General features: G+C 65.5%; 17 protein-coding genes and 1 pseudogene. 8 read left to right on the top strand and 10 right to left on the bottom strand.

Translation table 11 applies throughout. The annotated features are described in order from the left end of the window. Positions 1-30: 30 nt before the first annotated feature. From XBLMG947_RS16230 to XBLMG947_RS16220, 3 genes are all read right to left on the bottom strand, one after another. Complete coding sequence (locus XBLMG947_RS16230) at positions 31-2,058, bottom strand: acetyl-CoA carboxylase biotin carboxylase subunit (protein ID WP_065469660.1); 2,028 nt, start codon at positions 2,056-2,058, stop codon at positions 31-33. A 232-nt stretch (positions 2,059-2,290) separates the two neighbouring features. Next, positions 2,291-3,901 (bottom strand): carboxyl transferase domain-containing protein, encoded by a 1,611-nt coding sequence (locus tag XBLMG947_RS16225; RefSeq protein WP_065469659.1) that lies wholly within the window; start codon positions 3,899-3,901, stop codon positions 2,291-2,293. 10 nt (positions 3,902-3,911) lie between these two features. Further along, a complete protein-coding gene (locus XBLMG947_RS16220) occupies positions 3,912-5,075 on the bottom strand; it encodes an isovaleryl-CoA dehydrogenase (RefSeq protein WP_065469658.1) in 1,164 nt (387 codons plus the stop codon). A 128-nt stretch (positions 5,076-5,203) separates the two neighbouring features. Here XBLMG947_RS16220 and XBLMG947_RS16215 point away from each other — a divergent pair, with 128 nt between their 5' ends. From XBLMG947_RS16215 to XBLMG947_RS16205, 3 genes and pseudogenes are all read left to right on the top strand, one after another. After that, positions 5,204-5,824: a TetR/AcrR family transcriptional regulator gene (locus XBLMG947_RS16215; protein WP_065469657.1), complete on the top strand. Its 621-nt coding sequence runs from the start codon at positions 5,204-5,206 to the stop codon at positions 5,822-5,824. A gap of 86 nt (positions 5,825-5,910) precedes the next feature. Next, a complete protein-coding gene (locus XBLMG947_RS16210) occupies positions 5,911-6,285 on the top strand; it encodes a hypothetical protein (RefSeq protein ID WP_017156918.1) in 375 nt (124 codons plus the stop codon). Beyond that, positions 6,282-6,744: pseudogene (locus XBLMG947_RS16205) on the top strand (RES family NAD+ phosphorylase); the annotation flags it as partial. The gene XBLMG947_RS16210 and the pseudogene XBLMG947_RS16205, both read left to right, overlap by 4 nt. Before the next feature lie 8 nt (positions 6,745-6,752). On the opposite strand, the gene XBLMG947_RS16200 reads toward XBLMG947_RS16205, so the two are convergent. From XBLMG947_RS16200 to XBLMG947_RS16185, 4 genes are all read right to left on the bottom strand, one after another. After that, entirely contained in the window at positions 6,753-7,088 is a 336-nt protein-coding gene (locus tag XBLMG947_RS16200; RefSeq protein ID WP_065469656.1) for a DUF3325 domain-containing protein, read from the bottom strand. Further along, positions 7,085-8,704, bottom strand: a complete 1,620-nt coding sequence (locus XBLMG947_RS16195; RefSeq protein ID WP_065469655.1) for a PepSY-associated TM helix domain-containing protein — start codon at positions 8,702-8,704, stop codon at positions 7,085-7,087. Before XBLMG947_RS16195 ends, XBLMG947_RS16200 begins: the two co-directional genes overlap by 4 nt. Further along, complete coding sequence (locus tag XBLMG947_RS16190; RefSeq protein WP_065469654.1) at positions 8,701-9,012, bottom strand: DUF3649 domain-containing protein; 312 nt, start codon at positions 9,010-9,012, stop codon at positions 8,701-8,703. The genes XBLMG947_RS16195 and XBLMG947_RS16190 overlap by 4 nt, the downstream gene beginning before the upstream one ends. A 193-nt stretch (positions 9,013-9,205) precedes the next feature. Then, complete coding sequence (locus tag XBLMG947_RS16185) at positions 9,206-9,850, bottom strand: hypothetical protein (protein ID WP_065469653.1); 645 nt, start codon at positions 9,848-9,850, stop codon at positions 9,206-9,208. A 282-nt stretch (positions 9,851-10,132) separates the two neighbouring features. On the opposite strand from XBLMG947_RS16185, the gene XBLMG947_RS16180 reads away from it, so the two are divergent. Next, complete coding sequence (locus tag XBLMG947_RS16180; RefSeq protein ID WP_065469652.1) at positions 10,133-10,651, top strand: c-type cytochrome; 519 nt, start codon at positions 10,133-10,135, stop codon at positions 10,649-10,651. A gap of 277 nt (positions 10,652-10,928) precedes the next feature. After that, on the top strand, positions 10,929-12,647 hold the full coding sequence (locus XBLMG947_RS16175; RefSeq protein ID WP_065469651.1) for an ExeM/NucH family extracellular endonuclease: 1,719 nt from the start codon (positions 10,929-10,931) through the stop codon (positions 12,645-12,647). Positions 12,648-12,966: 319 nt separating this feature from the next. Here the strand turns inward: XBLMG947_RS16175 and XBLMG947_RS16170 are convergent, their stop codons facing one another. Next, the gene (locus tag XBLMG947_RS16170) at positions 12,967-13,353 is read right to left on the bottom strand and encodes a MerC family mercury resistance protein (RefSeq protein ID WP_065469650.1); all 387 of its coding nucleotides are present in this window, start codon (positions 13,351-13,353) and stop codon (positions 12,967-12,969) included. 61 nt (positions 13,354-13,414) lie between these two features. Between XBLMG947_RS16170 and XBLMG947_RS16165 the strand changes: the two genes are divergently transcribed. Next, positions 13,415-14,740, top strand: coding sequence for a GTP-binding protein (locus XBLMG947_RS16165; protein ID WP_065469649.1), 1,326 nt, complete (start codon positions 13,415-13,417; stop codon positions 14,738-14,740). A 157-nt stretch (positions 14,741-14,897) separates the two neighbouring features. Here XBLMG947_RS16165 and xopR read toward each other — a convergent pair whose 3' ends face one another. Both xopR and XBLMG947_RS16150 read right to left on the bottom strand, forming a co-directional pair. Beyond that, a complete protein-coding gene (gene xopR / locus XBLMG947_RS23970; protein ID WP_083993178.1) occupies positions 14,898-16,118 on the bottom strand; it encodes a type III secretion system effector protein XopR in 1,221 nt (406 codons plus the stop codon). Between the two features lie 99 nt (positions 16,119-16,217). Beyond that, a complete protein-coding gene (locus XBLMG947_RS16150; RefSeq protein WP_065469648.1) occupies positions 16,218-17,093 on the bottom strand; it encodes an EamA family transporter in 876 nt (291 codons plus the stop codon). A gap of 66 nt (positions 17,094-17,159) precedes the next feature. Here XBLMG947_RS16150 and XBLMG947_RS16145 point away from each other — a divergent pair, with 66 nt between their 5' ends. Continuing rightward, complete coding sequence (locus XBLMG947_RS16145; RefSeq protein WP_065469696.1) at positions 17,160-17,822, top strand: alpha/beta hydrolase; 663 nt, start codon at positions 17,160-17,162, stop codon at positions 17,820-17,822. A gap of 78 nt (positions 17,823-17,900) precedes the next feature. Then, positions 17,901-18,995 carry a cell division protein ZapE gene (gene zapE / locus XBLMG947_RS16140; protein WP_065469647.1) on the top strand — a complete coding sequence of 365 codons (1,095 nt, stop codon included), beginning with the start codon at positions 17,901-17,903 and terminating at the stop codon, positions 18,993-18,995. Positions 18,996-19,292: the final 297 nt, after the last annotated feature.

Genomic DNA, 19,292 nt, shown 5'->3' with positions numbered 1-19,292 from the left:
ACGTGCCGTTGGTCACGCCGCCATGCGCCGCTACGCAGACGCGGACACAAATTCCACCAGTGCCGCGCCGTCGGACACCAGATCGCCTTCTGCCACCAGATACCCCTGGACGGTGCCGTCGCTGGGCGCGTGCAGTGTGTGCTCCATCTTCATGGCTTCCAGTACCACCAACGCCTGTCCACGGGTGACCGGCTGGCCCACCGTGGCGGGCAGGGAGACGATGCGACCGGGCATCGGTGCGGTCAGCCCGCCGCTGTCCTGCGCCGGTCGATCGGCTTCCACCAGCGCATCGTGGTGACGGAATGCCGCTCGCTGCGTGGCGCCGGTCAGGGTCAGCAGGCTGCCATCGCGCAATGCCTGCGCGCGCCATTGCCGTCCGTCCATTTGCACCCGTACGCCGGTGTCGTGCAGGTGGTAGCGCAAGGTGTGCGTTTCGCCCGCGGAGGTGACTTGCCAGCCATCGGCATCCGGGCGCACCTCGAATTGGCGGCGCTCGGTATTTGCCTCCAGGATGATGCGCTGCGCTGCATGCGCACCGATGCGCCAACCATCCTGCTGCTGCCACGGCGAGTGGGGATCGGCTGGATCGACGTCAGCGGCCGGCACTGTATCGGCGACCAATACCGCTGCCAGGCACCACCATGCGCTATCGGGGCTGCGCGCCTCAGGAAACAGGACAGCATGCTCGCGCTCGATCAGCGCGGTGTCCAGATTCGCGGATGCGAACGACTCGGTCGCAATCAGGCGCGATAGAAATGCACTGTTGGTGGTAACGCCCACCGCATGGAACTGCGCCAATGCTGCGCGCATGCGTGCCAGCGCAGCGGGGCGATCGGTATCCCAGACGATCAGCTTGGCGATCATCGGGTCGTAGTAAGGGCTGATGGTGTCGCCTTGTTCCACGCCGGCATCGACGCGCACATGCGCGCTGGCGACGGGCATCTGCAGCTGCCGTAGCGTACCGGTGGACGGCAGAAACCCTCGCTCGGCGTCCTCGGCATAGAGGCGTGCTTCCAACGCATGCCCGTGGATGCGCAGCTCGTGCTGCCGACGCGGCAAGCGCGCGCCAGCGGCAACGCGCAATTGCCACTCGACCAGATCGGTGCCGGTGATCAACTCGGTCACCGGGTGCTCCACCTGTAGCCGGGTGTTCATTTCCATGAAATAGAAATCGCCGTTCGGACCAGCGATGAATTCCACCGTGCCCGCACCGACGTAGCCCACGGCTTGCGCCGCATCCACGGCCGCCTTGCCCATCGCAGCGCGCCGCGCCTCGCTCATGCCGGGCGCAGGCGCTTCTTCCAGCACTTTCTGGTGGCGGCGCTGCACCGAGCAATCGCGTTCGAACAGGTACACCACCTCGCCATGCGTATCGCCGAACACCTGGATTTCGATATGCCGCGGCCGTTCGACATATTTCTCTACCAATACGTGGGCATTACCGAATGCCGACTGCGCTTCGCGCTGACAGCTGGCCAAGGCCTCTTCGAACGCGGCGCTGGCATCCACCCGGCGCATGCCCTTGCCGCCGCCGCCTGCGCTGGCCTTGATCAACACTGGGTAGCCGATTGCATCGGCTTGCGCACGCAAGAATGCCGGCGCTTGCTCATCGCCGTGGTAACCCGGCGTTAGCGGCACGCCGGCCCGTTGCATCAGTGCCTTGGCCGCGCTTTTGTCGCCCATCGCGCGAATCGCCGCTGCCGGTGGGCCGATGAAGACGATGCCAGCATCTACACAGGCCTCGGCAAATGCCGCGTTTTCCGAAAGAAATCCATAACCCGGATGAATCGCCTGCGCACCGGTTGCGTGTGCCGCTTTCAGAATGACTTCGCCGCGCAGATAGCTTTGCTGCGCCGGAGAGGCACCGATGTGGACCGCCTCATCGGCCAGGCGCACATGCCGTGCATCGCGGTCTGCATCCGAGTACACCGCTACCGTCGCAATGCCGAGAGTGCGGCAGGTCGCGATCACTCGGCACGCGATCTCACCGCGATTGGCGATCAGGATCCTGTCGAAGGGCGCTTGCGTTGCTGCGGCGATGGGGTCGCGCTGGGTCATCGGATCAGTCTCTGCACGTCGCCGTGGTGGCGGGTCGTCCTGCGAAGAAAAAGTTTTGTCTGTTTCACAGCTACATCGAAGGCAGGGCAGGTTTGTTGCGAAAAGGTGCTGTATTGCTTCCAGACCAGCTACGCAAACTTCAGCGATTGCCAGCGCGGACAGGACAGAACCTCACCATCAGCGCCTACCTACCGCAGCACACAGGCTTGCGGCTGCTAGGCACTCAATCCACTCACATGCGGAACACGCCAAAGCGCGTCGGCTCGATCGGCGCATTCAATGCCGCCGACAACCCCAGACCCAGTACACGACGCGTGTCGGCCGGGTCGATGATGCCGTCGTCCCATAGCCGCGCACTGGCGTAATACGGATGGCCTTGCTGCTCGAACTGCGCACGGATCGGCGCCTTGAACGCATCCTCGTCTTCGCCCGACCACGCACCGCCCTTGGCTTCGATGCCATCGCGGCGCACCGTGGCCAACACGCTGGCCGCTTGTTCGCCACCCATCACGCCGATGCGCGCGTTCGGCCACATCCACAGAAAGTTCGGCGAGTATGCGCGTCCGCACATGCCGTAGTTGCCCGCACCGAACGAGCCGCCGATTACCACGGTGAACTTGGGCACCTTGGCGCAGGCCACCGCCATCACCAGCTTGGCGCCATCCTTGGCGATGCCGCCATGTTCGTATTTGCGCCCGACCATGAAGCCGGTGATGTTCTGCAGGAAGATCAGCGGAATGCCGCGCTGCGTGCACAGCTCAATGAAGTGCGCGCCCTTGAGTGCCGACTCCGAAAACAGGATGCCGTTGTTGGCAATGATGCCCACCGGATAACCATGCAGATGCGCAAATCCGGTGACCAGCGTGCTGCCATAGCGCGGCTTGAATTCGTCCAGGCGCGAGTCGTCGACGATGCGCGCGATCACTTCGCGCACATCGAAGGGCTTGCGGGCATCGGCTGGAATCACGCCATACAGTTCGTCGGCGGCATGGCGCGGCGGCAGTGGCTCCTGCAGCGCCAACGATGCGGCAGGTTTACGCCAGTTGAGCTGCGCGATGATGGCGCGCACGCGCGCCAGCGCCTGCAGATCGTTGTCGGCAACGTGGTCGGCCACACCCGAGATGCGCGTATGCACATCGGCGCCGCCCAGTTCTTCGGCACTGACTTGCTCGCCAGTGGCTGCCTTGACCAGCGGCGGGCCACCCAGAAAGATGGTGCCCTGCTCGCGCACGATCACTGTTTCATCGCTCATGGCCGGCACATATGCACCGCCAGCGGTACACGACCCCATCACGCAGGCGATCTGCGCAATGCCGTTTGCCGACAGGTTGGCCTGGTTGTAGAAGATGCGCCCGAAGTGGTCGCGGTCCGGGAACACCTCGTCCTGCAGCGGCAGGAACGCGCCGCCGGAATCGACCAGATAGATGCACGGCAGCCGGTTTTGCTGCGCGATTTCCTGCGCCCGCAAATGCTTCTTCACCGTCATTGGGTAATAGGTGCCGCCCTTGACGGTGGCATCGTTGGCCACGATCACGCATTCCACGCCAGACACGCGGCCGATACCGGCTACCACGCCCGCGCACGGCACCTGATCGTCGTACATGCCATGCGCTGCCAGCGGCGCGATCTCCAACAGGGCGCTGCCCGGATCCAGCAACGCGTCGATGCGCTCGCGCACCAGTAATTTGCCGCGCGCAGTGTGCTTGGCGCGTGCCGCCTCGCTGCCACCACGCGCCGTTTGTGCAAGTGTGCGGCGCAGGTCGTCGACCACCGCACGCATCGCGGCGGCGTTGTGTTGAAAACTCTCGCCGCTGACCTGCAGCTGGCTATCGATCACGCTCATGGTGGCTCCGTCAGGCGGTGCGTTCGAACAACTCGCGGCCGATCAGCATGCGGCGGATTTCCGAGGTGCCCGCGCCAATCTCGTACAGCTTGGCATCGCGCCACAAGCGGCCAGTGGGGTAGTCGTTGATGTAGCCATTGCCGCCCAGCACCTGGATCGCCTGGCCGGTGAGCCAGGTGGCTTTTTCGGCGGCATACAGGATCGCGCCGGCGGCGTCCTGGCGGGTGGTGCGCCCGGCATCGCAGGCACGCGCCACCGCATACACATACGCGCGGCAGGCATTGAGCCCCACATACATGTCGGCCAGCTTGGCCTGCATCAACTGGAAGCTACCGATCGGCTCGCCGAACTGCTTGCGCTCGTGCACGTACGGCAGCACCACATCCATCGCCGCGGCCATCAGCCCAAGCGGGCCGCCCGCCAGCACCACCCGCTCGAAATCCAGCCCGGACATCAGCACGCGCACGCCGCCATTGAGCGTGCCCAGCACGTTCTCTGCAGGCACTTCGCAATCGGTGAACACCAACTCGCAGGTGTTGGAGCCGCGCATGCCCAGCTTGTCCAGCTTCTGTGCAGTGGAAAAACCCGGCATGCCCTTTTCGACGATGAAGGCGGTAATGCCGCGCGCGCCAGCGTCGGGGTCGGTCTTGGCGTACACCACCAACACGTCGGCATCCGGTCCGTTGGTGATCCACATCTTGCTGCCGTTGAGCACGTAGCGGTCGCCACGGGCATCGGCGCGCAACTTCATCGACACCACGTCCGAGCCGGAGCCGGTTTCGCTCATCGCCAGCGCGCCCACATGCTCGCCACTGCATAATTTGGGCAGGTAGCGCTGCTTCTGTTCCGGGCTGGCGTTCTTGCGCAGCTGATTGAGGCACAGATTGGAATGCGCGCCGTAGGACAATCCGATCGCACCGCAGGCGCGCGAGATCTCTTCCATCGCCACCACATGCGCCAGGTAACCCATGCCGCTGCCGCCGTACGCTTCTTCTACCGTCAGGCCGAGCAGGCCTTGCTCGCCGAGCAGGCGCCAGAGCTGGGAGGGGAACACGTTATCGTGATCGGCGGCCGCGGCCAGCGGGGCGATATGGTGGCTGGCGAAGGTCGCCACGCTTTCGCGCAGCAGATCGATCTCTTCGCCAAGCTCGAAGTTCAGGGACGGCACATGCATGCAACAACTCCACAGGAATCGGGACGTGCCGGGTGGGAGCGGGCGGGCCGCGCGGCGAATGTTGCCAGCCTAGCGGTTTGCAACAAAGAAGTGAACTAAAATTCAACTATTGAACCAAGAATCACACCATGGCTTATCGACGCTCCGCCCTGATGGAAGAACGCCTGGCCGGCAACCGTGAACGCATCCTGCACGCGGCCCGCGTCCTGATCGCCGAAGGCGGCTACCGCAACGCACCGATCGCCGCGGTGGCAGCTGCCGCCGGCGTTTCGACTGGGCAGATTTATCGGCATTTCCCGTCAAAGTCCGAACTTTTCGTGGAAGTTCTCAACGAAGCCGTGCAGCGCGAGATGACTATCCTGCGCGCTGTCGCCGCCACTCAGGCCAGCGCTGCCGAGCGCTTGCGCAGCGCGATCGCGACCTTCGTACGACGTGCCTTGGCGGGCCCGGCGCTGGCCTACGCCTTTATCGCCGAGCCTGTGGAAAGCGAGGTGGACGCCGAGCGGATCCGTGGCCGGCGTCTGTTCGGCGAGGTGTTTCGTCAACTGCTTGCCGAAGGCGTGGCGGCCGGGGAGTTCCCGCAGCAGTCTCTGGACACGGCGGCGGCCTGCATCGTCGGCGCGTTCACCGAAGCGCTGGTGGGGCCGATCGCCCCCAGTCGCGGCGACCCGCAGCAAGGCGAGCAGTTGGTCGAGGCGATCTGCGGCTTCTGTCTGCGTGCGGTGGGCGCAGCGCAACCGACCAGCTGACAGTGCACTGCCCGTGCGCATGAAGGTGCAACGCAACTTGGCCTGACTGTGCATATACTGTGCACACCCCTTGCTGGAGCCGCGCGATGGTTGCCGTTCTCAATCCCCTTGCCCTGACCGAACGCCTGCGCGTGCCGGACCGGACCATCCTGTCCCCCTCGGCCATGGCCGGCCTGCTGGATCTGTCGCAACAGGAACTGGCCGAGCTGGCAGGCGTACACCGCAACAGCCTGCGCGTGCATCCCGAAAGCCCGCGCGTGCAGGACCTGCTGCGCAATCTGTCACGCCTGCTGGTGGCGATGGCCCAGGTGCAGCCGGACGAGCGCCAGGTGGTGTTCCATCTCAAAAACACGCCGATCCCCGCGTTTGAGTTCGCCACCTTGCTGGAAGTGGTCAAGCAGGGGCGCACCGACGATGCGCTGACTTATCTGCGCACGGTCGCCGCAGGGGCCGCCGGTTGAAGCTGAGCGCCCCGGCGCACTGCACGCTCTATCGCGCCTTCACACCGCGCTGGGCCGCCGAACCGCTGAGCGGTGCCGGTGCGGCGCGCTCGGGCGGGCGCTTCAATCGCTTCGGTCAGCCGGCGCTGTATCTGTCGCTGCAGCTGGAAACCGCCACGGCCGAATACGCGCAGGCTGCCCCCATTCCTGCCGCCGTTGACGCTGGTCAGTTATGCCGCCGATCTTCCGGCGCTGGCTGATCTGCGTCTGCTCGATGCCAGCTGGGATGCGTTGTGGGCAGAGTGGGCCGACGACTGGCGCAAGGCCCTGGTCAACAAGATAGAACCGGTGAGCTGGGTGCTTGGCGATCTGCTGCGCGAAGCGGATATTCCCGGCGTGATCTTCCCCAGCATGGCGCGGCCCGAAGGCGTCAACGTGGTGCTGTTTCTCGACATGCTGCAGCCCGAGCGCGTGCTGCAGCGCACCTTTCAACCCACCAATACCTGCACCAAGCCTGCCAGCACCGGTGCGGCCACCGCTGCCGGCACGATCGCACCACGCCGATACGGCAGCAGCCACAGCGACAACACCGCTGCAGCTGCGGTCAACGTGCCCAGCCACAGCACCGAGCCGATGCCCCAGCCCTGCGCATGCACCGCCAGGCCGCACGTCAGCAACAGCAGCAACCAACCCAGCACACGCAGTTGCCGTGAACGTGCCGCGCCCAACAGGTGGCCGCGTAGCGCCTGCTGATGCTTGTCCATCGCCAGGCACAGCGCCGCAAAGCCGGAAAAATTCAGCGCCAGCAACAGCACGACGCTCATGCGCTTTCCTGGATCGGCGCGGTGTGCTGCGCGGGCGTTGCGGACGCAGCAGCACGCGCACGGCGCGCCGAAGCAGGCTGCGGTCCCTTCCAACGCTGCAAGCGAAAGCCGGCGATGCCCAGGCAAAGACCAAGGACCAGGCACACCAGATCCACACCGGCCAGCGCCCATTGCCCGGCCGGCAGCGTCACGCCCAGATGCACATCGGTGGTGATCGCGTTAAGCACCGGCAGCAGCGCGAACAACGCCGCGCCCAGATACAACTGCCAGCTCCACATCGCACGCCGCGGCCACACGAAAGCAGCCAGCAACGCCGCAGCCCATGCGGCGAAAAACAGATTGGCCTCCATCGCTGCGCGGGCTTCCAGGTTCACCGGCAACACGCGGTTGGCCCAGAAAAAACTGGCGAAGGCGATCGGCAAGCCGGCCACCGTGCCGATGTTGAGTGCGTCCACCAGGCGCAGGCCGAAACCGATGCGTCCGGCTTTCAGATGCTTGGGGCGTTCTTTCACCGCCCACATCACCACGCCGCTGGCCACCATCAGGCAACCGAGCAGGCCGGAGCCGAAGAACAATGCGCGTAGCCATGGACCGGCGAAGTGGGCCAGATGCAGCCCCACCATCACACCGTGCGTCTGGCTGGCACTGCCCGGCGGTCCGCTACGTTGCAGCCGCTCGCCACTCACTGCATCGAACAGGATGGACGGCGTATCGGTGGAGAGGTGGTCGGCCAACTGACTTACCCCCACGGCGGCATGCGCATCGTTGGGAAACGACACCGCGACATTGCCCACATCGCCACCACGCCAGTCGCTGCGCGCACGTGCCACAAACTGCTCCAGCGGCAGCATGTGCGCCGGTGTGCCGGCCGCCTTGCGCGTATCGACCACCCGATTGGCCGCCTCGTCGTAGAAGCGCATTTCATCGCCCGCATAGCGCGCCTTGATGCCCCACGGCAGGTACATGAACATCAAGGTCACGATGCCGGTGTAGGTGATCATCGCGTGGTACGGCAATGCTGTCACCGCGCTGACGTTGTGGAAATCCAGCCACGACCGGAGCCCTTTGCCCGGGCGGAACGTAAAGAAGTCCTTGAAGATTTTCTTGTGCGTGATCACCCCGCTGATGATCGCCACCAGCATGAACATCGCGCAGAAACCCACGATGTAGCGCGCCCACATCACCGGCACGTAATGCAGATCGAAATGCAGCCGGTAAAAGAACTCGCCGCCCAGCGTATCGCGTGCGGCGATGTCCTTGCCGGTGGCCGGGTCGATGATGGCGTTGCCGTACATCTGCCGGCGCTCGGCCGGTTTGCCGTCGGCGGGCGGGGGATTCTGCCAGTACATGCTCACCACCGGAGTGCGCGTATCCGGCAAGGTGATGTTCCAGTTCACTGCATTGGCTGCGTGCGTCTGCAGATACTGCTCGGCGCTGCGCAGTGCCGTGGCGGTGCTCACCGTGGTAGTGGGCAGTTCCGGGCGCATCCAGCGGCTGATTTCGTCGCGGTAATAACTGGCGGTGCCGCCCATGAAGATCAGCAGCAACACCCAGCCGACCAGCAGCCCGGTCCAGGTGTGCAGCCACGCCATCGACTGGCGAAAGCCCTGCTTCACGCTGCGCTCCGTTGCAGCCAAGCCGACAGCGCGAACATCAGCGCCGCCGGCACCGCAATGCCGGCCCACGCACGCCACACACTGGCGGTGGCGAAGGCCCACAATGGCGCACACGCGCACACCACGATACCGACCAGCATGCTGGTCAACACCGCTTCGCTGCGCGGCATCGGCAACGTCAGTGCCAATAGCAAATTGGTTGCGCTGGCCAGCGCGTAGCCGCCGAAGATCGCTGCCAACGTGCGCGCAAGCACCCCCAGCCAGGGACGTTTGAACCAGGGAAGCGGCAGGAGCGGTGCGCTGGACATCAGACCCACTGCACGCGCGGCCGAGGGGCAGCAACCGGCCCACAGCAGCGCACTGCTGAAAGGCCGGCAGGGTCACCAAGCGCTAGCGGCTTCCGGCTGCGGCGAACGAAGCGCGAAGTGGGCGGCGCAGCTTCCGCGGCAGGGCACCGGCCACACCTGTTCCATAACTGCGCGGGAGCCGCGTCGACCATGCTCACTCGGCCAGGAATGTCAGCGTGCTGATGTGATGCACCATCGACACCTGCTTGCCGGCGATCTCGCGCTTCACCGGTTCCTTGTTGGTGGCGACCAGGATGTGGCGGCCGGCACGCAGCATCGGCAGGGTGACCTGGCCCTTGGCATCGGAGGTCAGCGTCTTCTGCCACTTCTGTGGATCGATCAGCGTGACTTCGACCTTGGGCAGCGGCTTGTTGCGATAAAGCACGGTCAGCGTATTGCTGTTGGCAGCGGTGGGCACCAGTTCGAAATCGAGTTTTGCTGCCGGCGTGGTGCGGCCGGCGCGTGCGTAGTAGCTCACCGTCTCGAAACCGCCAGCTTCCCCTTTCCATGGCTCGAACACGCTGTCGTCGCTGAGCCAGGCATCGCCGCTGCCGGCAAGGGGGGCGGTCAGGAACTCGGTGCCGCGCTGCAGCGGACCGGCCTTGCCGGCGGTGCCGAACACGGTCGGCTTGACCACGCGCTTGATCTCGTCTTCGCCATGGTCGAGGGCGTCCTGCGCCGGCTCGCCGAAGAAGATGCGCACCGGGCCGCTGCCGTCGCGCTCGATCCAGATTTCGTGGGCCTGGGCGGAAAGGCTGAGGCTGGCCAAGGCCAGGCAGGACAGGAGAAAAGATTTCATCGCGGCGACTCCTCAAGGCGGGACCGGGCGAGGCGGGAACCGCGTCACCGTGTGTTATTGGGAATGATACGCAATTCCCTCGGCGGAGACCAATGCACCGCATGCGGCGCTGCGGCAATTATCCAAGCGACGCACGTGTGCCTGCGGACAGAAGCATCCGCCCACCAGGGGCGCAGCGCACATCGTTACGAAAAGTGTCATGCAGGCTGGTCAGACTGGCCTGCACTGTGCTCTATACTCCGCGCTAGCAGAGGTCTTCGACCAACAGCCAGGGGTGAGCGCGTGCGGAATTACGACCTCGAGTTCCTGAAAAAATTCTCGATGGTGATCGGATTACTCGTGGTGATCACCCTGGGCCTGATCGCCCTGGCAGCCTATTTGCAACGCGCTATCCCCGACGACGTCTCGCCCACGGCCGCCAAACGCATGCAGCAACGCATTGCGCCTGCCGGTGCGGTCTATGCCGGCGCCACCGGTGCGTCCGCGCAGGCCGCGGCCCAGGCCGCAGCGCTGGCCAAGGCCGCCTCGCAGTCTGCTTACGGCGGCACGACCGACGGCAAGACCATCTTCAACAACCTGTGCACCGCCTGCCACACCACCGGTGTAGGCAAGGCGCCAACATTGGACCATTCGCATTGGGACGCGCGCATCGCCCAGGGCAAGGACACCTTGTACAAGCACGCGATCGAGGGCTACAACGGTCCGGATGGCGGCATCATGCCCCCCAAGGGCGGCAATCCGGCCCTGACTGAAGAGCAGGTGCGCGCCACCGTCGATTGGATGCTGGGTAATCTGAAATAAGGTTCTGGCGAGGCGTCGGCGACCTGGGCTGCGGTGTTCCAACCGGCGCGGTTTATCGCGTGCCATGTTCGTCTTTATCGAATGCGTCGCGTGCAACTCTGGGCGCCGGCAAGAACGGCGCGGCGCCGATGCAATGCATTGGCCGCATCGGGTTTGCGTAGCGGACGCGCCTGGCAATAATTCACCGTGATTTGCTAGCCTGCCTTCGCGCTTTCCTTGATCACGCGCCGCCTTCCGGGCGGCGTTTGCGTTTGATCCACCTTCCTGGAGTCGTTCGATGTCGCGTCGCCCGCTGGTTGTGCTCGGTTTAGTTGGTCTGTTGGCTCCGTTGCTCTGCAGCGCCTCCGACGGTGCCGCGCAGCGGCTCTCGATTGCCGATGTACAGGGCGAAGACAGCCGCAGCCCGTACGACGGCCGCGTGGTGGAGGTGGAAGGCATCGTTACCGCCGACACGCGCGTTGGTCTGGCCGGCCTGTTCGTGCAGCAACCCGGTTTCGAGCCCCGGCGCTCGCATGGTCTATTCGTCACCGGTGCCGGTGATGCCGAGCTGGCGGTGGGCGACCGCGTGCGCATCGTCGGCACCGTGCGCGAGGTCTCGGCAGGCGGCGAGGCCAGCCTGACCACATTGGACGCCAGCAGCCTCGAGCGGCTCGCCAGTGGCCAACCGGTGCCGGTGCGCATGCTCAGTGGCCCGCCGGCCAATTGGGAAGCGCTCGAAGGCGAGCACGTACGCATCGCTGCGCTCGCGCTCAATGGCAGCGACCGCCTGGACACGTACGGTGAATTGGTCGCCGCGTTCGGCGGACGCCTGTGGCAGCCGAGCGAGGTGGCCGCAGCCGGCACGCCGGCGTTCGCGCAGGTGCAGGCCGATAACGCACGCCGTCGCGTGCTGCTGGACGATGCGCGCAACGGCCGCAGCCCCAAGGCGGTGTCGTATCTGCCTGCCGATCCGGTCCTGCGCAGCGGTAGCCTGCTCAAATCGGTCGATGGCATCGTCGATCAACGCTACGACGGCACCTACCGCATCCAGGTGCTGAGTCCGTTGACCTTACCGTCGATGCCCACAGCCGTTGCGCCGCAGGTGGGCGGCGATCTGCGCATCGCTTCGTTCAACCTGGAGAATTTCTTCAACGGCAATGGCCGTGGCGGTGGCTTCCCGACCAAGCGCGGTGCGCGCACGCACGAACAGTTCCAGGCGCAGCTGGCCAAGCTGGTCGCCACCATCGTGCCATTGGGCGCCGATGTGGCCGCGCTGATGGAAGTGGAAAACGACGGCAGCGGCGCCGATACGGCGATCGCGCAGTTGGTGGCCGCGCTCAACGCTGCCGGCAAGGACAAGGATTGGCAGTTCATCGATACCGGTAACGGCTCGGGTGACGATGCGATCCGGGTCGGCATCGTGTACCGCAGCACGCAGGTCACCCCGGTGGGCAAGCCGGCCACGCTGACTGGCGGGCCGTTCGACAATCACAGCCGCGTGCCCTTGGCGCAGGCGTTCCGCAGCACGCGCGGAGCCACATTCGTTGTGGTGGCCAATCACTTCAAGTCCAAGGGTTGCGGCAACGCCAGCGGTGCCGACGCCGATCAGCAGGATGGCCAGGCCTGCTGGAATGCCACCCGCACCGAATCGGCCAAGCGGTTGCACCAGTGGCTGCAGACCGACCCCACCGGCGCGCAGACCAAACTCGCGGTGCTGTTGGGCGACTTCAATGCCTACGCGATGGAAATGCCGATGCGTAGTCTGCGTGCCAGCGGCTGGCAGGACGCGTTTGCGGTGGCCGGGGTGAAACAGCCCTACAGCTATGTGTACGACGGCATGAGCGGGCGCCTGGATCACGCTCTGCTCAGCCCGGCGATGGCCAAGCAACTGCGTGGCGCGGCCGAATGGCATATCAATGCCGATGTCATGGACGCGGCCGGCTATGCCAAGCGGAACCTGCCAGGGCCCTGGCGCAGCTCCGATCACGACCCGGTGCTGCTGGGTTTCTCGCTGTAGCACCAGCACCTGTCGGCCATCATTGATGCCTGCCTGTCGTGCGCTTGCACAGGGCGCTTCATCGCGCGCCGGCGCCTGCTGCAAGCCGGCACGCGCATTGACGACGGCATAGGTCCTTCAGGCCAGGTGGACGCGCCCGCACAGCGCGCAGCAGTGCTCACTGCTGCAGCAGGTCGCAGCCACGCCGCAGCTCCGGTATGCGGCGACATGTGCGACCGCCTGCCGGGCGCTTGTCGATCGATGTGCGCGTGTCCGCAACCTGGCAACCTGCCCATGCGCGCCGCGCCAACAACTGCGCTGTGCGCTGATCGTGGTGCGGTTAGCTCGCGCATCCTGCATGTCGGCGACGCAGCCGCAGATTGAGCAGATGCGTGCTTGCCAGCAGCAGGCTGCCGATCACCGTGATCGGCGTTTCCAGCGCGTCGCCGGCCAGACCACTCGCGCCAACCACCAGCCCGGTGAGCCCGCAAAGCGCCAACACCCAGACCGGTGCCGGCAGCGCATGCCGACGGTGCGTGCTCCACAGCGCGTAGCCGCTCAGGGGCAGCGCTGCCATGGCGAACACCACGTGTACCCATTCGGCCCGGCTCCAGGCGCCCAGCAGCGGTAGCGCTGCTGCCAGTAGCGGCAGGGCAAGGCAATGCAACAGGCATAGCCCGGACAGGGCAATGGCTGAGCTGTCCAGCAGCGAGACGGTGGCGCGCATCTGAAATGACCTGTCGAGTAATTGTTATATAGTAACACTTCACTTCAGCCAGGCTCTCAGGATGTCCCTGTCCCCCAAGCGCGATCCGCGTCTTCCCGTCACCGTGCTGTCCGGCTTTCTGGGCGCGGGCAAGACCACCTTGCTCAACCGCATCCTGCACAACCGCGAGGGATTGCGTGTGGCGGTGATCGTCAACGACATGAGCGAGGTCAACATCGACGCGCAATTGGTGCGCGATGGCGGCGCGGAACTGCGGCGTACCGAAGAGACGCTGGTGGAATTCAGCAACGGCTGCATCTGCTGCACGCTGCGCGACGATCTGCTGCAGGAAGTGCGGCGGTTGGCCGAGCAGCGCCGCTACGACTATCTGCTGATCGAATCGACCGGTATCGCCGAACCGATGCCGGTGGCGGCCACCTTCGCCGTGCGCGACGCCGACGGTTTCAGCCTGTCGGACATCGCCCGGCTCGATACCATGGTGACGGTGGTGGATGGCAGCCGTTTTCTGGAGGATTTCGGCTCGGCCGCCACGCTGGCCGAACTCGGCCAACAAGCCGGCCCTGACGACACGCGCGGGCTGGTGCAGTTGCTGGGCGAACAGGTGGAATTCGCCGATGTGCTGGTGATCAGCAAGTGCGACCGCATCGAGGCGCAGCAGCTGCAACGCCTGCGTGCGGTGCTGCGTGCGCTCAACCGCGAGGCAGTGATGATCGATGCGGTGCATGGGGAAGTGCCGTTGCAGCAGCTGCTGGACACCGGGCGTTTCGATTTCACCCGTGCGCAGCTGGCGCCGGGCTGGATGCAGGAGTTGCGCGGCCAGCACACGCCGGAAACCGAGGAATACGGCATCAGCAGCTTCGTGTATCGCGCACGTCGGCCATTCCATCCGCAGCGCTTCGCGCGCATGGTGCACAGCGGCCTGCCGCAGGTGATCCGCAGTAAAGGCTTCTTCTGGCTGGCAAGTCGCATGGATTGGGTGGGCGAACTGTCCAGCGTGGGCGGTGCCACCCAGACCAACGCAGCCGGTTTCTGGTTCGCTGCGCGGCACCGGGTGGATACGCAATCGATCGGCCAACCCCTGCAAACTAGCATCACGCCGTTGCCCTACACCGACATCGGGTGGCAGCGGCAGCAGACGCACTGCTGGAGCGCGCCGCTGCCGCAACCGCACGAGGTGGGCGATGCCAGCGAATACGCCGCGATGCAGCGGCTATGGCATCCGCTGTGGGGCGACCGCCGCCAGGAGCTGGCGGTGATCGGCGTGGAGATGGACGCGCCGCGCACGCGCGCTGCGCTGGACGCGTGCCTGCTCAACGACCAGGAACTGCGTCAGGGGCCGGCGCAATGGCAGCTGCTGGACGACCCGTTCCCGCACTGGGAGCGTTGACGGCGCGTTGCGCTTGCTGATCGCCCGCCAGGTTTGCATGCGGGCGCGATCGCCTCGGAGCGGAACCGCAACCTGATCTGCAGCGCGCGCCGGCCGTCGGCGCGCAAGCGATGCCACTTCCGCCACGGACACACAGCGCGCCCGGTGTTGCCCGCAGCTAGCGAATGTAGTCGTCCGCCGCGCGTTGGTCGTCCAGTTCTTGCTCATACGCCAACCGACGTTCTTCGGCTGTCGTAGGCCTGCTGTCCATCAGCCGCGGTCCGCCCATCCGTTCCAACTGATCGTCGGTGCTCTTGACGATCTCCTGCAACGCCAGGAAGTTCTTGTAACCCTGCATCATGCGTTCCAGACGCGCGGTCTTTTTGTAAGGCGCCCCGCTGTCCTTCAGAGACTGCAGGCGCCGCTGCGCCCGTGCGTAATGGCCCGCTATCAAGTCCATGTCGAGGTTCTGCTTTTGCACGGCGAGCAAGGCGCGTCGATTGCCTTGCACCACGTCCCGCTGGACGCCGCCTATCGAACTGGTCGTTGTGCGCGGTGCATTGATCGTCTCCATGGGGGCAAGCCCTTCCAGCATCGTGCTGAGCTGAATGTCGCGAACCTCATTGCGCCTGGCGATCAGCTCCGCACGCTCGGCGAGCACCTGTTGTTCCTCCGCCGTGGGCGGGCGATCCTCAGCGAATCGTCGCTGGTCGATCTCGTATTTCTGCTTGTCGAGCAGCGCCAACTTTTTATTCAGGTTGCGCAACGCCGGCAGCGGTGTGTGTTGCGCCGTCGCGGCAGGCTGCGGCGACACGCTGTGCGCCACCGGCGTGGCGCGCGACTGCCTGGAGGACGGTTGCGGCTGTCTCATCCGATCGACGTTGACCGGGCTGGGTGCCGGCCGTTGCCGTGCTGGGCCGGTGCTGCTTTCGCGTACCGGTACGCGGCCCGTAGCACGGGTGGGTGCCGATTGCCTCGGCGGCGGCGCTTGGGTCGGATCACGCCGCTGCGAAACCCGATCGGACGGTGCGGGCGCGGCCGCTTGCCATTGCGCATCGACGCGCGTTGGCGGGACTCGCAGCGGCGGCGCCGGATCGCGCCTTGCGCTGTGGGGCGCGGCCGAGGTGCGCGGGAGGGGGTTCTGGCTCGCCTTGGTGGTGGGCGAACCCAGGCACATCGAAGGCAGCTGCTTGCGCAGTGTCGCCAGTGACTTTCGCGCCGATGAGAGCATGCCCTGGCGCGACTTGGACGCGCCAGCCGTTGCATCGGTCTTCGGCGCTTGAGCGAGCGGGTGCTGCGAACACGCACCCGGTGCATCCGCCAGCTTATCGGTGGATGCCGGGCTTGGCGGTTCTGCAGCGACCCGATGATAGTTGCTCGAAAATAGGCTCAAGCGCATCACACACTCCTGTCGGAACTGTGAGTCCATCGTAGCGATCGCGTCCCGGCGCCGGAGCCGGGCTGCGAACCGGCGTCGCGTAGTCCGAAAACGTGATCGTCACCCCAGACGCATTCCCCAGGCGATCGCCGCGATCGCGGGGGCCGCCAGTCCCAGCCCCAACCAGCCGCGCCGACCCAGGCGTTCGGCAAACCCCAGCTTGCCGACCAGCGCACCCAACACGACCACGCCCAGATTCATGCCCGCGAACACCATCGCGGGGCGATCCGGCAACAACTGGTGGGCCCGCACGTAGCACAGGATGTTGCCGAAATTGAGCGCACCCAGCAGCACCCCTGCAAGCATGCTGCGGGCGCTCAGCCGCACACCGCGGGTCCGACGGACGCCGTGCAACGCAAGCATGAGCGCGAAGGCCAGGGCAAAGCAGAGCGTCAACGACGTCAGCGACGACGTTCCTGCTTGCGCGATGTGCTTGAGCAGCAGATCGATGAGCGCAAAGCCCATCCAGACGCCCACCAACCAGGGCAAGCCGACCGTCGCCGACGGCGGGTCCGCAGCGCCGCGCTGTGGCGGTCGTTGCACGAGACACACGATTGCCAGCAGACCCAGTGCCAGCCCTGCCAGTTTCCAGCCATTGACCGGTTCGCCGAAGACGGTGAAGGCTGCGGCCAGCGAGAGCAGCAACGACAAGCGCTGTGCGATATCGGTACGTACGATGCCGGCAACCGCGACCGAACGTGCCAGCAGCAGGAAAACGCAGGGCAGTGCCACGGCCAACAGCAGCAGTGCCAACCAGGGCGTGGTGGTGGCATGCAACGTGCCCAACGCCGGATGCAGCGTCAACCACGCAAGGAGCGCGGCAGTGGCGTAGTTCCAGGTAATGGCATGAAACACGTCGATCTGGCGGCGTGGCGCAAGCTTCAACAGCACCGACACCAGGACACTGCAGACAACGGCAAACAGCAGAAAATGCATGGGCAACGCAACGAAGTGTGCAGGCCGGGCGATGAACGCGGCCGGCGGGGCAGCTATTATGACGGTATGTCCAATCCCCCATTCCCCACCGAATCGGCTGCGTTGACGCTGGAGGGGCCGGTCGGCCCGCTGGATGTCGCGGTCGATCTGCCCGAGCCGGATGTTGCCGCACATGCGGTCACCGCCATCTTCTGCCATCCGCTCTCTACCGAGGGCGGCAGCATGCACAACAAGGTCGTCACCATGGCCGCGCGTGCGCTGCGCGAGCTGGGCATCACCGTGGTGCGTTTCAATTTCCGCAGTGTCGGCAATTCGGCGGGCGCGTTCGATCATGGCGATGGCGAGCAGGACGATCTGCGTGCGGTTGCCGACTGGGTACGGACGCAGCGCCCGGGCCACACGCTGTGGTTGGGCGGTTTCAGCTTCGGCGCGTATGTGTCGTTGCGTGCTGCCGGATCGCTTGAACCGCAGGTGCTGATCTCGATCGCGCCGCCGGCCGGGCGCTGGGATTTCAGCCATATCCAGCCGCCGGCGCAGTGGTTGGTGATCCAGGGCGATGCCGACGAAATCGTCGACCCGCAAGCGGTTTACGATTGGCTGGACACCCTGGAGCAGCAGCCCGAGCTGGTGCGCATGCCCGATACCAGCCACTTCTTCCACCGTAAATTGATCGACCTGCGCGGTGCGATCCAGCATGGTGTCCGGCGCTGGTTGCCGGCCGCAGTCTGACCGCGGCACGGCCCATGCGTATCGCCCGGCGATGCGCTGTTGAGCGAGCCAGGCAGCAGCCGGCGCGCGGAGAATGCAATGAGTGAGATGACCCCGTCGCAGCGCTACGCCGCCGGCGTACAACGCGGCGACTGGCGCGCCGATCCTGCGCAGCTGGCAGCCCTGGCGGAACTGGACCGTATCCACGAAGCGCTGGTGGACAGCGAACAGGACGGTTGGCTGGATCGGCTGTCGGCGTTCTGGAAAAAACCCGAACCGGTGCGTGGCCTGTACTTCTGGGGCGGGGTGGGGCGCGGCAAGACCTTTCTGGTCGATCTGTTCTACGACGGCCTGCCGATCAAGCAGAAGTACCGCACGCATTTCCACCGTTTCATGCGCGGCGTGCACGAGCAGTTGCGCGAGCACGCCGGGCAGAGCGATCCGTTGGCCAGGATCGCCCAGCAGTGGCGCGAGAATCTGCGCGTGTTGGTGCTGGACGAATTCTTCGTCACCGACATCGGTGATGCGATGCTGCTGGCGCGCCTGCTCGAGCGCCTGTTCGCCGAGGGCGTGACGCTGGTGACCACGTCCAACACCGCGCCGGAAAACCTGTACGCCAACGGGTTGCAGCGCGACAGTTTCATGCCGGCGATCGGGTTGCTGCAGAAGTTCTGCGTGGAACTCTACGCAGAAGGCACCGAGGACTACAGAATGCGTGCACTCACGCGCTCGCCGGTCTATCGCGCGCCGCTGGATGCGCAAGCCGATGATTGGCTGCTGCAGCGCTGGGGCGAATTAAGCGGCAATGCCGAGGCACGCGCGGGCAATATCGAAATCGAGGCGCGCAAGATTGCGGTGCGCGCGCGTGGCAAGAGCATCGCCTGGTTCGATTTTGCCGCGCTGTGCGAAGGCCCGCGCGGACCGGGCGACTACATCGAGATCGCACGCGAATTCACCACCGTGTTGCTGGGCGGCATTCCGCACTTCGACCGCATGAACGAAGATGCCGCGCGCCGCTTCGTCAACTTGATCGACGAGCTGTACGACCGCCACGTCAATCTGGTCTGCACCGCGCAAGATGCGCCTGCATCCTTGTACAGCGGCCAGCGCCTGGCCGGCGCCTTCGAACGCACCGCCTCGCGGCTGATCGAGATGCAGAGCGCGGAGTATCTGGCAACTGCGCATCGCGCGTGAGCTGGTGATAGGGGGCCAGGGGCCGGTGCGATTGCCACTGCCGTGCGTGTGCGGTGGCGGCACTGCGCCGCACACGTAGTGGACCGCTCAGCGCGTCGGCTGACCGTTGTTCGGTGCTGCCGCTAGTCAACTTCCAATTGCTTCGTGGCGCTATCGAGGCACCGCGAGCATGACCGTATGCGCCCGGCGCCCGTGATGCCTGCAGCAGGTGTGTCGTCGGGCGATTGATGCCTGTCGACGCTAGCGCTCAGCCCGCAGTGCGCTACTGCGACGGTCGCAGCCCTGGCCCTAGCTCCT

It is taken from the genome of Xanthomonas bromi (assembly GCF_900092025.1).
GTDB lineage: Bacteria > Pseudomonadota > Gammaproteobacteria > Xanthomonadales > Xanthomonadaceae > Xanthomonas > Xanthomonas bromi.
The sequence above is the reverse complement of the archived record's forward strand: the minus strand, read 5'-3'. Positions and strand labels throughout refer to the sequence as shown.

Coding starts and splice junctions, on each gene's coding strand:
- XBLMG947_RS16230 (WP_065469660.1), bottom strand. CDS start 2,058: ATGACCCAGCGCGACCCCATCGCCGCAGCAACGCAAGCGCCCTTCGAC.
- XBLMG947_RS16225 (WP_065469659.1), bottom strand. CDS start 3,901: ATGAGCGTGATCGATAGCCAGCTGCAGGTCAGCGGCGAGAGTTTTCAA.
- XBLMG947_RS16220 (WP_065469658.1), bottom strand. CDS start 5,075: ATGCATGTGCCGTCCCTGAACTTCGAGCTTGGCGAAGAGATCGATCTG.
- XBLMG947_RS16215 (WP_065469657.1), top strand. CDS start 5,204: ATGGCTTATCGACGCTCCGCCCTGATGGAAGAACGCCTGGCCGGCAAC.
- XBLMG947_RS16210 (WP_017156918.1), top strand. CDS start 5,911: ATGGTTGCCGTTCTCAATCCCCTTGCCCTGACCGAACGCCTGCGCGTG.
- XBLMG947_RS16200 (WP_065469656.1), bottom strand. CDS start 7,088: ATGAGCGTCGTGCTGTTGCTGGCGCTGAATTTTTCCGGCTTTGCGGCG.
- XBLMG947_RS16190 (WP_065469654.1), bottom strand. CDS start 9,012: ATGTCCAGCGCACCGCTCCTGCCGCTTCCCTGGTTCAAACGTCCCTGG.
- XBLMG947_RS16185 (WP_065469653.1), bottom strand. CDS start 9,850: ATGAAATCTTTTCTCCTGTCCTGCCTGGCCTTGGCCAGCCTCAGCCTT.
- XBLMG947_RS16175 (WP_065469651.1), top strand. CDS start 10,929: ATGTCGCGTCGCCCGCTGGTTGTGCTCGGTTTAGTTGGTCTGTTGGCT.
- XBLMG947_RS16170 (WP_065469650.1), bottom strand. CDS start 13,353: ATGCGCGCCACCGTCTCGCTGCTGGACAGCTCAGCCATTGCCCTGTCC.
- XBLMG947_RS16165 (WP_065469649.1), top strand. CDS start 13,415: ATGTCCCTGTCCCCCAAGCGCGATCCGCGTCTTCCCGTCACCGTGCTG.
- xopR (WP_083993178.1), bottom strand. CDS start 16,118: ATGCGCTTGAGCCTATTTTCGAGCAACTATCATCGGGTCGCTGCAGAA.
- XBLMG947_RS16150 (WP_065469648.1), bottom strand. CDS start 17,093: ATGCATTTTCTGCTGTTTGCCGTTGTCTGCAGTGTCCTGGTGTCGGTG.
- XBLMG947_RS16145 (WP_065469696.1), top strand. CDS start 17,160: ATGTCCAATCCCCCATTCCCCACCGAATCGGCTGCGTTGACGCTGGAG.
- zapE (WP_065469647.1), top strand. CDS start 17,901: ATGAGTGAGATGACCCCGTCGCAGCGCTACGCCGCCGGCGTACAACGC.